Below are 12,042 nucleotides of genomic sequence, written 5' to 3'. Positions count from 1 at the left end.
TTGCTCCACCATCCTCTTGTTTGACTCCTTTGGTTGGGAGGATGGTTTCAGGCGCCTGAGTTAGGCGCCTTTTTTCGGTCAAACCAGTATTCTGTGTGACCCGCTTGCGATGACGTGTTCGTCACGCAGGCTCAGAGAACATGAGGCTATTGCTGATCAGCAAAGAGCAGTGAATGGATGAACTCCCGCCAATTCCTCAAGTGTGGGAACAACATGGGCACCCGCTGCCGATAGGTCTGATACTTCTCGCCAAAACGTTCGGTCAAGGCCGACTCCTCCCGCTTCGCTAGACGGACATAAGCCCAGACGATCAGGGGAAACAACAATAACGTGATCACCGTCGGCCAGTGAATCACCTGTCCAAAGACCGCTAGCATGATCCCGGTGTATTGCGGGTGGCGGACCAGACCGTAGACACCTTGTGTCGCCAGCTTCCCCTCCAGACTTGTGCGGTAAACCTGAACCCAGCCTCGGATTAACAGAGCCAGGCCGACCACGATAAACACGCCGCCCAGCATCATTTCCAGCATGGCCCCGGTAGCACCGTAGCCCAGCATTGTTGCCCAGAGATGGCCCGAAAATCCGGTCAGCGGGAGATCGATTCCCAGGAAACCAGTCAGCAGGTAAATGGTCAGTGGGAAACCGTACATTTCGGCGTATAACGCGATGATGAACGCTTGCACTAAACCTGCGCCCATCCAGTCGCGCCAACTACGTGGAGCGACAAAACGGTAGAGGACCCAGGATGCAATGAGCACCATGATCAGCACCCACCCCCAGTGCCCATAGTGCATGGAAAAGTCATTCATGATTAGGCTCCATCTCGATCAACAGCGGATCGGAACTCAGCGCCGATACTTGGAAGAAACATCGGAGCATCTGAGTAGCGATACCGCTTGAGTGCGATACCACTACTCAGACTTGGTTTCTCTCTGTCTAAGAGGGCTCAAGACCTGCGACTAAAGAAGCTGTTATTGCACTTTAGTGCTGCCTTGGGCAGGCTCACTGCTCATGTGCTTATTCATGCTTTCCATCATCGTATTGCAGTTCTTCATCATTGCCGACATCTCCTGCATCATGTCCATCATCGGCATTTTACCGCCCTCCATCATCGGCAAATCCTTTCCTTTCATCATGTCAGAGCTGTCCTTAGTAGTACTTTGAGGCTGTTCAGCAAAGCTCGTGGAAATAACTCCAAGAGTTAGGATCGCGGCGAGTACGGCTGTGTAGGCAAAAGAGTTACGCATGATAATTCTCCTGATCAACGACCTGGGTTTTCGACAGGCTCTGGGTAAGCAATGGCTGATCCGAAGCCTTCTGCTCGCATGCAGTTTTACCGCCCATGCTTTTCATGCAGAGCCCGATCATTAACAGGCAGGGCAAAATAGAAAATAGAACAGGCAGAGTGGCTGCTGCAAACAGACTGTGGAGGTTAAAAAGCAAGGTGAAAACAACTGCAACGGCAAGCCCTGCACGCAGTGGGTGACGTTGCAACATACCTCTTGCGTATGGCGCTATATTCTTGGTCATGGTTAATCCTCTAAATTTTCAGTATTTATTTACATACCTCAGCCACAAAACTAACGCTCTGACGTTTCTACTGGGTCATGTAGAGCCAGCTTTTATCTCCGTCAAAGGCGTAAATTTCGAACGGCTTCTGCTGGGTGCCGTCCATGCCTGGCGATCCAGGTGGCATCCCGGCCAAGGTGATACCGCGAATTGCAGGGTGCTCTGCCAGTAATTTATTGACGGCTGTTAGCGGGACGTGGCCGCTAATAACGTAACCATCAATGGCAACGGCATGGCAGCCTGCCAAAGAGTAGGGAAGACCAGCGGCCTTGTTGATCTGCTGAAGCTGTGCAGAATCCGCGACAATCGACACCTTGAACCCGCCTTCACGCAAGTAGTCCGCATATTTATCGCAGCACGTACAACTTGGGTTTTTATAGAGAATGGCTTCTTCAGCAGCGTTAACGATAGGCATCGCAAGGGCAGTGAGTGCGAGTAACATCCCACCCAAAAAAGTGGATGATTTATTCACGGTAACCACCTAATCCTTTTTCCGTTGACGATAAAAAACATTAGCTGTAGCCCCGAGCGACGGACCTAATGTTCTTTTGGTGGTGTTGCTGAAGAACAAACGAGCTAGCACTCGGCGTGGTTAGGAGAGGCTGGAATGTTTAGGAGGAAAAGGATCTGGAGCAACGGGCATGCGACCGAGTGAAGTTGTATAGCAGTCGTATGGAGATGACTTTAAGGCGTGCCAGATTGAAACAAAAAACGTGACTGCTCCCGTTGAGGGAATGGAACAACTTATCGAGCAAGTGACTTGGTTCGACATGTCAGGGCAGATATTCACTCTGCTGGATTCAGCAAGCATAGTCTGCGCTGCCGGGCAGTTAAGAGGAACAGTTGACGGCTCGGATTTAAACATCAACGCTTGACCATGTGCTGCCGCTACGACAAACAGCAGCACCATGAGCAGCTTGATCAAGGTTTTATCCAGATTTTGAGCCATCACAATGTATAGCTCCCTCAGTTTTTAAGAGTACGCCTGACCTGAGGCCAGCTCAGAAGCGCTCCAATACCACACAGCGGTTCATGCCTGATTTAAGCCTATTTATGAACCATCACCCCCTTTATATTAGGCGCTAGCTGCGTTTTCACAGCTTGCTGCACCATGCTTTTGCCCTGATTCTGATGAGCGGCAAAACGTGCAAGAACGCGGTCTCCACCGCCTTCAGCCCACACCATGGACGACAGAAGGACAGAACCGATCACAATCGCAGTTTTTATGAGTTTCAGAGCGCGAGTGGATCGCCCTTGAGGGGGGGGTGGATATGGCCCTTACAATTCACCTTCTAGACTCCTTTGTCGGCTGTCACCAACCTCTATCCCGCGCTCATTTCCATTTCCGGACTTAAAGTGCCTAACCATGCGACAAGACAAATTATGATGACTGCCATTAAAAACTCGAGTGTCATGCTGCGACGCAAGGCATTGACCGCGGCAGAGTATTCTCCATTTCGAACTGACCGCTCCAATACCGGACTTAGGTGAAAGCGGTTCAGCGTGGCTAACACGATCATCCCGGCAAAGAGCAGGATCTTCAAAAACAGCAGCTGGCCATAAGTACTGAGCATCACTTCATCGAGATTTGGACCGACGATAAAAAGGTAATTCACTACACCCGTGACGGTTATGATCGCAACAATCACTCCGCCGGCCGACTCAAAGCCAGTCAGCACCCGTGCAAGAATTCGAGCTTCTTGTTCGCCCTTTAGCGATTTCAACCGCAGCAGTAGAGCGAATGCCAATAGAGCACCCAACCAGCCACCTGCGGCTAAAAGATGGAATATATCGGTGATGAAATGCCAGTAGCGTCGGCTGCCTTCATCCATGGCACCGTGCCCTGTCCAAGCCAACGTCGCCAACGCAATCGCTCCGCATACGGTGACGATCCAGAGACTGGGTGTCGGAAATCGCTTATTCAATGCGACGCCAATAATTGCCATCACCAAGGCAGCTATTCGGACCATCCAGGTCAACCCGACGTCGGTCCCCATAAGGACCATTTCAAAAATATGTTGCTGTAGCTCCATAAGCTCGGAGACACCGCTCATTGCTTTGGCAAGCAACAACATCGCGGCAAGGGACAGAGCTACACCTGCAACAGAAGTACCGTAAAGAAGCGACTCAAAATTCAAGACCGTGCCCGATACTCTTTCCTTTCCCCTGAGGCTGTACAAGCCGAAAATTGCCAATCCGAATAACAACATCAGGTCGAAATAGAGAGCAAAGCGAACCACAATATTTATTGAGTCGCTCATCAATCATTTCACTTTAAATGAGAAGTTGCCGGTGATCGGGTGAGTGTCCGAGGAGACAGCACGCCATTCGACTTTGTAGGTACCGGTGGTCAAAGGTGCTGCCGGTGTAATCACCATCGTTTTCGGATCACCGCCACCAGCGACTGCGGCCTTAACACCCATTGGGGAGTTCGGCATGCCAGGCATATCGGTCATGATCAGTTTTGCACCGGAAAACTGAGTGGTGAGATTCTCAGAAAAGTGCAGTTCAATTTTCGAAGGGGCCGCCGCATTCGAGCCTTCTGCCGGAGTGGAAGAAAGGAGCTTTGGATGTGCTTGAGCAACTGCACTCAGAAGCAAACCAGCGGTAAGTGCAACAGCTACGGTCGTAGTTTTAAGGAATGACATGCAAGACTCCTCACAGCAAGAGCTGTTGATTCGAGGTTTGTTTGGGAATATCTAGTTTTTACTTTTCGATTCTTGTTAAAACCACTGATGATTAGCTAGTAGCCTCCGTGTTCTAGGGCAGGTTGAACACGAGAAACTCACTAGGCCCCAACGTCACAGTGCAAGAACACGATGCCACACGAACGCAAACTGTTCGATTACATTTCAGTCAGCTTGACGCGGTGTTTGGCCTCGAATTGGCGGGCGTAGCGAGACTTAAAGACGAGACCGCGTGCCCGCGATACTAGGGTTTTCACTCATTCAAAAATAACGAAAGTGGGCGCTGGGCGCAGGCTGAGAGATCGCCGTTGATCGCAAATGCGCCGTTGTTCAGCTGACCTTCAAGTCAACACTAGGAAACTCTAGATGAAAGGCCGTTTTCCCGTCACATGACGTACACCAGATCTTGCCATCATGCGCTTCAATAATTGATCGGGTAATCGACAGACCTAGCCCTGCGTTGCTTGGACTTCCTTCTCTCCGCGCTGGGTCCACGCGATAAAAACGATCAAAAAGCTTTTCAAGGTGTTCGGGGGCAATGGGTTCTCCGTGGTTCTCCACGACGACCAATACCGACATCTCCTTCTGGAGGATTTCGACACTGATCGTCTTCCCTTCAGAGGTGTAGCGAAGCGCGTTAGAGAGCAGGTTAGAAATGGCTCTGTGGAGCATAAGGACATCGCCTCGGACGCTGCCCCGTCCTGAAACCTTGAGTTCAATCCCTCGCTCATCAGCCAAAAGGCGGTAGTACTCAAGCAGTTTTTCCACGACTTCCACCAAGTCTATTGGTTTGTTCTCGTGTGTGATCAGACCGTTGTCAGACTTGGCCAGAAAAAGCATGTCATCGATCATTCGCCCCATACGCTTCAAATCATCAAGATTTGAGTACAGGTTGTCTTCGTAATCCTCGATATTCCTTTTTCTAGAAAGCACCACTTCCGTGTGGGTCATCAAGTTGCTGACGGGGGTCCGTAACTCGTGAGCAATGTCCGCAGAGAAATTCGATAAGCGAACAAATGCATCGTCCAACCTGGATAACATTGCGTTGAATGACAGCACCATTTGCTGAAGCTCTTTGGGAACCGGTGCTAATGGAATACGTTCTTTGAGTGATTTAGCTGACATTGAGGCCGCGACCTGGGTGACTTGGCGAATAGGCCGCAGGCCACTGCTCGCGACCATCCAGCCCAACGCTGCACTGACCAGCGCGCTGATCACCAGCCCTATCCAAAACCATCGCTCAAGCGTCTCGAAAAAGGACATATGCTGAGTAACGTCAAAAATCAACATGACGGTCAATGGCTTGTCTTGTCCCGTCACAATGGCTTGTGCCGTCACGCCACGGAACATCTGCTCTTGATCTCGCCACTCCCAGACGTTGTTGTTTGGGATGCTGCGGAATTCCTCAGGAACATCTACGGGACCGGGATCAGCAAACAGTAGTTTGCCGCCCCCATCGATTATTAGAGCAGTCAAATCACGGTGAGCGCCAAGCAGCGCCTCTAGCTCAGGCTTAACATCACTGAATTGATCAATGCTGTTCAACCCCGTCAGAATTCTTTGAGTCGAATGGAGTTTTTCGTTCAGCGCCTGCTGATCCAGCATCTTGAAATGATGCCGGCTGAGGTTATTGAAACTGAGTCCGGCAACCGTGAGCACGGCCGTTACCGCGAGCATGAACATCAGACTCATGCGAGCTGTCAGGGACATTCGCTTCATTCCGACTCCAAATCAGGTGCGTCGAGCATGTAACCCATACCCCGCGAGGTGTGAATCAGCTTGACCTCAAAATCATCATCGATTTTTGCTCTCAGTCTCCTTACCGCGACCTCAATAACATTGGTATCGCTGTCGAAGTTCATGTCCCAAACCTGGGAGGCGATAAGTGATTTTGGCAGCACCTCCCCTCGACGACGTAGCAACAGCTCAAGCAGCGCAAACTCTTTGGCCGTAAGGTCTATGCGCTTACCTCCACGAATGGCTCGACGCTTGAGCAGGTCCACCTCCAGATCAGCCAATTTCATATAGGTTTGCGAGGGAGCGCCGTTACCCCGACGCAGCAACGTTCTGACGCGAGCCAACAGTTCAGAAAATGCGAAGGGTTTAATCAGGTAATCATCTGCCCCGAGTTCAAGTCCTTTCACTCGATCTTCAACGCGGTCTCGCGCCGTGAGGAAGAGCACGGGAACATCTTTCCCAGATGCACGAACCTTCTGAAGTACTTCCCAGCCATCCAGCCCAGGCATCATGACGTCTAGAATCAGCAGGTCATAGGCCTCGCTCAAAGCGTGCTGAAGCGCCACTTTGCCATTGGTAAAGCGATCCACATTGAACCCCGCCTCCGTGAGTCCTTGCTCCAAATAGATACCTATTTTGGGTTCGTCTTCAGCAACCAGAAGTCTCATGAGGGTGGCTCTCGAATAATGATGAAGCGCAGTCTGCATCGAAACACGCCAGCCAACCAGCAACTGACAGAAAAGTAATATTGGCTTCAGGTAGATGTCAGCAAGCGCTGTCTAGGGTTCAAGCATGAGTACTTCCTGGTGCTCGACCGACTCTTCAGCATGAAACGTTTGGGAGCCGGAAAACAATTCCATAAGGAGTTGCCCCATGAATCGCCTGAAAATGCTGTTTTTTGTAAGTTCGATACTCGTCTCAGCTTCTGTATGGGCTGAAAGTGGCGGAGACCGGGTGATAGAGCGTATGGAAGGCCTGCGCGACAAGGCTGAAGCCGTACTGGTTCAAGCTGAAAAAGCCCCTGAAGGACAGCGCCATGTCCACATGACCGAGCATATGAAGATGCTCGGCGACATCATGAGCCAACTCCATAAAGATCATCCAGACGCCTCAATGTCACCCCAACAGCACCTGGCCTGGATGGAAAAGCACGACAAAATTGCCGACGACGTTTTGAGCCAAATGCAACGTGAGCACAAATTGATGCTTTCAGAGAATCATCAGTGAAAACCGGCTTCCAAAGGGCTTTTTGAACAGTACCGTTGACTACGGCGTCTTTGGACGCCGTGTTTTTTTTTGAAAACTGACAGAAATGTAGTGTTCAGGTCAGTTAACTGGCAGCTCCGTGTCTTTAGCATAGCCAGTGTTCCCACTCTTACTCTCGAGGTCACTATGAAAGCTAGGCTCGTTACCCCAGTCATCGCAGCAATCACTCTACTCTTCGGTGCTACGGCTATGGCCAGCGCAGGGCATGGGAAAGAGGACATCGGTAAGCCTGGAGTCGCCTCTGAGGTTACCCGTACGGTGGAGGTCGAGATGGGCGATATTTTCTTCAAACCTGAAAGCATCGACGTAAAGCCTGGTGAAACTATTCGATTTGTCCTTCGCAATGAGGGTTCGCTGCTGCACGAGTTCAACATCGGCAAAGCCGCTGCTCATGCAGCACACCAAAAAGAAATGGCAAGCATGTTCCAGAACGGGACACTTAACCCCACCGGTACCGGGAAAACGATGAGCGGTATGAGCCACAGCATGGGTGGAATGAAGATGGTCGGAATGGAGCACAACGACCCGAACAGCGTCCTGATTGAGCCTGGCGCAACCCAAGAGCTGATCTGGACCTTCAACAACAGCACAGACCTTCAGTTTGCCTGCAACGTGCCGGGGCATTATCAGTCAGGGATGGTTGGTCCGTTTGACCTGAAGTAAGCCGAAGCTGGCTGCTAACACCGCTTCGACGCACGAGTTGTCTACGCTCTGTCGCAGAGATCACAACAACGCTTACACAGTGGGGTCTAGATCATGAATAACCATCAGCATCCGGATGGAAACACCACCGCACCATTTTGGAGGCGCAAAACAGGCGTTGTACTGATCATGCTCATTGCGATTGGTGCCTTCTACGTGTTGCGGGAGCATTTCAGCCACGTTTATCCATTTTGGCCTTATCTGATTCTGTTGATCTGCCCATTGATGCATTTTTTTGGACATGGACATGGCGGACATAACCATGGCGATCAGGCAACAACCCATAAGGACGAAAAAGGGAAATAGCCATGCCTACCATATCGAGCCACCACGACCACAATCACGCCCCTGCTGCTCCGCTCAATGACGATGATCTACGTGACCCGGTGTGCGGAATGGCAGTCACTTCACCAAGTAAATTTGGTGAGTCTTATCAGGGACAGACGTATCAATTTTGTAGCCTGAAATGCCAGGAGAAGTTTCGAGCTGATCCTGAGCGCTACAGCGGTAATGTTTCGAGCGCCGAGTCCCGCGTCACCGCTCCAGTGCCTGCGGTACAAACAGGCACTGAGTTTACCTGTCCGATGCACCCGGAAATACGTCAACCCGGACCCGGCAACTGCCCTAAATGTGGCATGACATTAGAGCCGGTCATGCCCGCGCTCGATGAAGAAGAAAATCCTGAACTCCGGGATTTCGCCCGCCGCTTTTGGTGGTCGCTGCCATTAACCGTGATAGTGACCGTACTCGCCATGGCGGGACACTCGTTACAACTCCTCCATGGCTCGATCCAAAACTGGATCGAGTTCGCTCTGGCGACACCGGTGACCTTATGGGCAGGTTGGCCCTTTTTTGTAAGGGGCATAGCCTCTATAAGAAATCGCAGTCCAAACATGTGGACTTTGATTGGTTTGGGTACCGCCGCAGCCTACCTTTACAGCGTCATGGCAACGCTCTTTCCCCAAAGCTTTCCCGCTACCTTCATGCAAGATGGACGTATCGGCGTCTACTTCGAAGCCGCCGCGGTCATCATCTCGCTCACCTTGCTTGGGCAGATTCTTGAGCTCAAAGCCCGATCGCAAACCTCCGCCGCCATTAAGTCCCTTCTCGGTTTATCGCCCAAGACCGCACGCCGGATCAATGCCGATGGACAGGAGGAAGACATTCCTCTCACCCATGTTCACCTTGGAGACCATCTGCGGGTCAGGCCAGGTGAAAAGGTGCCCGTTGATGGCTCAGTACTGGAGGGTGAAAGTGCGGTGGATGAGTCCATGCTCACTGGCGAGCCAGTGCCGGTAATGAAGAGCGCTGGTGATAGCCTGATCGGCGCCACTCTGAATACACATGGGAGCTTGGTAATGGAGGCGCAAAAGGTCGGCGCCGAGACCATGCTGTCACAGATCGTACAGATGGTCGCTCGGGCTCAGCGCTCCAAAGCACCAATGCAACGAATGGCCGACTCGATTGCCGGCTACTTTGTGATGGGTGTTATCGGGATTGCAATACTGACATTTGTCGGTTGGGGGCTTTTTGGCCCTGAGCCCAGTTGGGTGTTTGGTCTGATCAACGCTGTCGCCGTGCTGATCATCGCTTGCCCCTGTGCGTTGGGTCTTGCTACGCCCATGTCGATCATGGTTTCGACGGGTAAAGCAGCCAGCATGGGTGTGCTGTTCAGGGATGCCAGTGCCATCGAAAACCTTTGCAAGATCGACACGCTGATTGTCGATAAAACAGGCACCCTGACAGAAGGAAGGCCAGTGTTTCACAGTGTGGAGGCCACACCCAGTTTCAATCCCCCCGATGTTCTTCAGCTGGCTGCCAGCCTTGATCAGGGCAGCGAACATCCCTTGGCTCATGCAATCGTCGATCATGCCCGAACCAAGAACATTAAGCTCACCAAGCCAGAATCCTTTGAGTCTGGTTCAGGTATCGGGGTCAGTGGCATCGTTGATGGCAAGAAGATCCAGCTGGGGAACACCGCGTTGATGGAAGCCGCAGGCGTGAACACCAAGCCCCTACAAAAGCGTGCAGAGTTGTTGCGCCTTGAAGGCATCAGCATCATCTATCTCGCAGTTGACGGGGCATTGGCAGGGTTACTGGCGGTCTCAGACCCGATAAAACCGACCTCCAAAGAAGCAGTCACCAAGCTCAAGGCTGATGACATCAAAATCATCATGGCTACTGGCGACGGGCTCACCACCGCCCGGGCTGTCGCAAGGGAGATGGGGATTGAAGAAGTCCACGGTGAAGTGAAACCTCAGGACAAGGAACGTCTGGTCGCAGACCTCCAGCAATACGGCCGGAAGGTCGCCATGGCTGGTGACGGTATCAACGATGCTCCGGCCCTGGCGCGAGCAGATGTGGGCATTGCCATGGGGACAGGGACTGACGTTGCGATGAATAGCGCGCAACTCACGCTGGTAAAAGGCGACCTGATGGGGATTTTACGAGCACGGGCTCTTTCGGTCGCAACAGTAAAAAACATGCGGCAAAACTTGGGTTTCGCCTTTCTTTACAACTCGATGGGTATTCCTCTTGCCGCAGGCTTGCTCTATCCACTGACGGGACATCTCCTGTCGCCCATGATCGCTGCCATAGCCATGAGCGTCAGTTCTGCATCTGTAGTTTTCAATGCATTGAGACTTAGGAATACCCGAATTGACTGAGCTTCAATGACGCTCACAACCCGAAACAGATAACTGTTGACCTTGCCATCGTGTCAACGTTGATGCTGTCGGTGCGGTGAAAAGAGACCGCTCAGCACGAGAGGAATAACCATGTTCGTCTTAGATGTATCAGGCATTGGTTGCGGCAGTTGCGTCAGCAAAATCACCAAAGCGATTCAGTCACTGGACAACGAAGCTACGGTTTCCGTGGATCGGTCAGCCGGTAAGGTGAGTGTTGAAAGCAGCGAAAGCCCAGAGCAGATTCGTAAAACTGTCGAGGCGTTAGGTTTTCCTTCTCAGATCAACGCTTGAATGCTGACACTTCCCATGGTCAGAGCCCCGTATGCAGGGGGCTCCCCTTGGTGAACCCTCAGGAGTACCGAAGCAGCCGCGTCGGCCACAATTACCGCTCGCAAGCCCTTGCGCTACTAATCACCTCGCAGAGCTTTGAGCAAACCTTTGAACGCTCCATTCAACCGAGTAAAAGCGGCGTCAAAACGTATTCCATTTTCTGTGTACTTTGCGACTTCGACCTGCTGATCGACAGTATTTTGATCAATGGCAGGTTGAGCCGGTGTGCTGTAAAGCAAAGCACCTTCGTAAATATCACCTGCTGATTCTTTTTCGGTAATGTGTTTTACATTTGTTGTTTTCAAAGAAAACGGAGTAGGAGTTTCTTTTGTCTCGCTTGCAAGCACAGTAGAAAAATCTAAGTCTCGGGCCTTGAAGTTCGGTGTATCAGCGTTTGCGATATTGTTACTCAGAATCTCAGCTCTTTGGCTACGATAAATTAACGCTCTTTCTGCGGAGCCAAGCGCTTTCTCAAAACTAATACTCACAATCAATCACCCTCAGTAGCGCTACTATTTTTCAAGAACATCGAACACACATATGCAGTACCAGTGCAGAAACTAAAAAACGTTTTCACCTTTGGAGTTAACAGAAACTTACAAAGTTATGCATCTCAAACAGAGACTCAGTCAATAGCGGTGTGACGTTGGAAGATCGGGACCTTACGGATTAAATAGCGTGTTCCTCAAGAGAAATATCGCAACCTGACACAACTGTAATATTCACCTAAGGTTCCTGACAGGGGATGAGTCTTATAGTCCTATTGAGCCTTAAGCTCTCCCCTAAGAATCATCACTTGATGTGGATTCGGGGGTTACCAATAATCATCAGAGGAAATTCAAATGAACCCCATCAAAACTTTGTTCGTCATCGCAGCCCTGACCGTCTCTTCTTTGGCAATGGCTGAAGGCGGTGGTGACCGGGCGTTCGCACGTATGGAAGCGGCTAGGAATAATTCAATGGAATCGTATCAAGTAGCCCAAAAGCAAAGCACCCAACCTCCCATCGCAGAAAGCCAAGCCAAAGCGATGGACCACAAGAATTGCTGATTAGCTTGCTGCGCT

17 protein-coding genes are annotated in these 12,042 nt (G+C 51.2%); 6 read left to right on the top strand and 11 right to left on the bottom strand.

Translation table 11 applies throughout. From position 1 onward, the window contains the following. Nucleotides 1-146: 146 nt before the first annotated feature. The 10 genes from PMI01S_RS01185 to PMI01S_RS01145 all read right to left on the bottom strand — a co-directional run bounded on the left by PMI01S_RS01185 (nucleotide 147) and on the right by PMI01S_RS01145 (nucleotide 6,661). The gene (locus PMI01S_RS01185; protein WP_084317646.1) at nucleotides 147-809 is read right to left on the bottom strand and encodes a methyltransferase family protein; all 663 of its coding nucleotides are present in this window, start codon (nucleotides 807-809) and stop codon (nucleotides 147-149) included. 162 nt (nucleotides 810-971) lie between these two features. After that, a complete protein-coding gene (locus tag PMI01S_RS01180; RefSeq protein WP_084317645.1) occupies nucleotides 972-1,247 on the bottom strand; it encodes a hypothetical protein in 276 nt (91 codons plus the stop codon). Continuing rightward, nucleotides 1,240-1,530, bottom strand: a complete 291-nt coding sequence (locus PMI01S_RS01175; protein ID WP_084317644.1) for a hypothetical protein — start codon at nucleotides 1,528-1,530, stop codon at nucleotides 1,240-1,242. The genes PMI01S_RS01180 and PMI01S_RS01175 overlap by 8 nt, the downstream gene beginning before the upstream one ends. A 67-nt stretch (nucleotides 1,531-1,597) precedes the next feature. Beyond that, on the bottom strand, nucleotides 1,598-2,041 hold the full coding sequence (locus tag PMI01S_RS01170; protein ID WP_235864457.1) for a DUF411 domain-containing protein: 444 nt from the start codon (nucleotides 2,039-2,041) through the stop codon (nucleotides 1,598-1,600). A gap of 120 nt (nucleotides 2,042-2,161) precedes the next feature. Beyond that, complete coding sequence (locus tag PMI01S_RS31600) at nucleotides 2,162-2,518, bottom strand: hypothetical protein (RefSeq protein WP_159439548.1); 357 nt, start codon at nucleotides 2,516-2,518, stop codon at nucleotides 2,162-2,164. Between the two features lie 98 nt (nucleotides 2,519-2,616). Then, entirely contained in the window at nucleotides 2,617-2,796 is a 180-nt protein-coding gene (locus PMI01S_RS32295) for a co-regulatory protein PtrA N-terminal domain-containing protein (protein ID WP_371850909.1), read from the bottom strand. 95 nt (nucleotides 2,797-2,891) lie between these two features. Further along, on the bottom strand, nucleotides 2,892-3,830 hold the full coding sequence (gene copD / locus PMI01S_RS01160; RefSeq protein ID WP_084317641.1) for a copper homeostasis membrane protein CopD: 939 nt from the start codon (nucleotides 3,828-3,830) through the stop codon (nucleotides 2,892-2,894). Between the two features lie 3 nt (nucleotides 3,831-3,833). Further along, entirely contained in the window at nucleotides 3,834-4,217 is a 384-nt protein-coding gene (gene copC, locus PMI01S_RS01155) for a copper homeostasis periplasmic binding protein CopC (protein WP_019821291.1), read from the bottom strand. Between the two features lie 369 nt (nucleotides 4,218-4,586). After that, a complete protein-coding gene (locus tag PMI01S_RS01150; protein WP_084317640.1) occupies nucleotides 4,587-5,975 on the bottom strand; it encodes a heavy metal sensor histidine kinase in 1,389 nt (462 codons plus the stop codon). Next, nucleotides 5,972-6,661: a heavy metal response regulator transcription factor gene (locus PMI01S_RS01145; RefSeq protein WP_046056977.1), complete on the bottom strand. Its 690-nt coding sequence runs from the start codon at nucleotides 6,659-6,661 to the stop codon at nucleotides 5,972-5,974. Before PMI01S_RS01145 ends, PMI01S_RS01150 begins: the two co-directional genes overlap by 4 nt. 205 nt (nucleotides 6,662-6,866) lie before the next feature. Between PMI01S_RS01145 and PMI01S_RS01140 the strand changes: the two genes are divergently transcribed. The 5 genes from PMI01S_RS01140 to PMI01S_RS01120 all read left to right on the top strand — a co-directional run bounded on the left by PMI01S_RS01140 (nucleotide 6,867) and on the right by PMI01S_RS01120 (nucleotide 10,939). Further along, nucleotides 6,867-7,220 (top strand): co-regulatory protein PtrA N-terminal domain-containing protein, encoded by a 354-nt coding sequence (locus PMI01S_RS01140; RefSeq protein ID WP_046056976.1) that lies wholly within the window; start codon nucleotides 6,867-6,869, stop codon nucleotides 7,218-7,220. 165 nt (nucleotides 7,221-7,385) lie between these two features. Then, nucleotides 7,386-7,922 (top strand): cupredoxin domain-containing protein, encoded by a 537-nt coding sequence (locus tag PMI01S_RS01135; RefSeq protein ID WP_046056975.1) that lies wholly within the window; start codon nucleotides 7,386-7,388, stop codon nucleotides 7,920-7,922. A 93-nt stretch (nucleotides 7,923-8,015) separates the two neighbouring features. Beyond that, nucleotides 8,016-8,267 carry a DUF2933 domain-containing protein gene (locus tag PMI01S_RS01130; protein ID WP_080932105.1) on the top strand — a complete coding sequence of 84 codons (252 nt, stop codon included), beginning with the start codon at nucleotides 8,016-8,018 and terminating at the stop codon, nucleotides 8,265-8,267. A gap of 2 nt (nucleotides 8,268-8,269) precedes the next feature. Beyond that, a complete protein-coding gene (locus PMI01S_RS01125) occupies nucleotides 8,270-10,627 on the top strand; it encodes a heavy metal translocating P-type ATPase (RefSeq protein ID WP_084317639.1) in 2,358 nt (785 codons plus the stop codon). Between the two features lie 111 nt (nucleotides 10,628-10,738). Further along, a complete protein-coding gene (locus PMI01S_RS01120) occupies nucleotides 10,739-10,939 on the top strand; it encodes a heavy-metal-associated domain-containing protein (protein ID WP_046056972.1) in 201 nt (66 codons plus the stop codon). A gap of 116 nt (nucleotides 10,940-11,055) precedes the next feature. On the opposite strand, the gene flgB is transcribed toward PMI01S_RS01120, so the two are convergent. Further along, entirely contained in the window at nucleotides 11,056-11,466 is a 411-nt protein-coding gene (gene flgB, locus PMI01S_RS01115) for a flagellar basal body rod protein FlgB (RefSeq protein WP_084317809.1), read from the bottom strand. A gap of 354 nt (nucleotides 11,467-11,820) precedes the next feature. Here flgB and PMI01S_RS01110 point away from each other — a divergent pair, with 354 nt between their 5' ends. Beyond that, entirely contained in the window at nucleotides 11,821-12,027 is a 207-nt protein-coding gene (locus tag PMI01S_RS01110; protein ID WP_046056971.1) for a co-regulatory protein PtrA N-terminal domain-containing protein, read from the top strand. Nucleotides 12,028-12,042 lie beyond the last annotated feature (15 nt).

This window comes from Pseudomonas migulae NBRC 103157 (assembly GCF_002091715.1).
GTDB classification, from domain to species: Bacteria; Pseudomonadota; Gammaproteobacteria; order Pseudomonadales; family Pseudomonadaceae; genus Aquipseudomonas; species Aquipseudomonas migulae_A.
The sequence above is the reverse complement of the archived record's forward strand: the minus strand, read 5'-3'. Positions and strand labels throughout refer to the sequence as shown.